The sequence below is a fragment of the Azospirillum griseum genome (assembly GCF_003966125.1).
Taxonomy (GTDB): domain Bacteria; phylum Pseudomonadota; class Alphaproteobacteria; order Azospirillales; family Azospirillaceae; genus Azospirillum; species Azospirillum griseum.
In genome coordinates this window covers 1-562 of record NZ_RXMA01000130.1, presented here as the reverse complement: position 1 = coordinate 562, position 562 = coordinate 1, and the positions used below count along the sequence as shown (strand labels likewise).

2 protein-coding genes are annotated in these 562 nt (G+C 70.3%); both read left to right on the top strand.

What is annotated here, in order from left to right; translation table 11 throughout:
* A partial coding sequence (gene tnpA, locus EJ903_RS26480; RefSeq protein ID WP_210211583.1) for an IS66-like element accessory protein TnpA occupies positions 1-433 on the top strand: 433 nt, incomplete at its 5' end.
* The coding region (gene tnpB / locus EJ903_RS28100) for an IS66 family insertion sequence element accessory protein TnpB (RefSeq protein WP_148105330.1) at positions 430-562 on the top strand (133 nt) is incomplete at its 3' end. The genes tnpA and tnpB, both read left to right, overlap by 4 nt.

Here is a 562-nt window from a genome sequence, read left to right as displayed (position 1 = left end):
ACGCAAACGAGTTGCAAACGTCATGGCTTATCAGCGGGTCGAGGTTTTGACGGGCCGGGAACGGCGGCGGAGCTACACGCCGGCGGAGAAGGTGCGGATGGTGGAGGAGGCGTTTCGGCCCGGCGTGGTGGTGACGGAGGCGGCCCGTCGGTTGGGCGTGCACGAAAGCCTGCTATATCGCTGGCGGGACCTGATGAAGGTCGGCGGGACGTCCGTGGCCGAACCGCCCAGCTTCGTCGCGGTGACCATCACGCCGGAGCCGAGCGTCACGGAACCGCCGGTCGTGGCCCCCTCTGAGCCATTGCCGCTTTCGGCGACGCCGGCCACGCGCCCGGCGGTCGTCGAGGTCATCCTGCCCAGCGGGGCACGCCTGCGTCTGGAAGGGGCGGTCGATCCGGCCCTGGCGGCGGCCGTCGTCGGAGCCCTGACATGATCCCGGTGCCGAGCGGGGTGCGGGTGTGGCTGGCCACCGGACACACCGACATGCGCAAGGGCTGGGCGAGCTTGGCGTTGCTGGTGCAGGAACGCTTCGCCCAGGACCCGCACAGCGGCCATCTCTTCC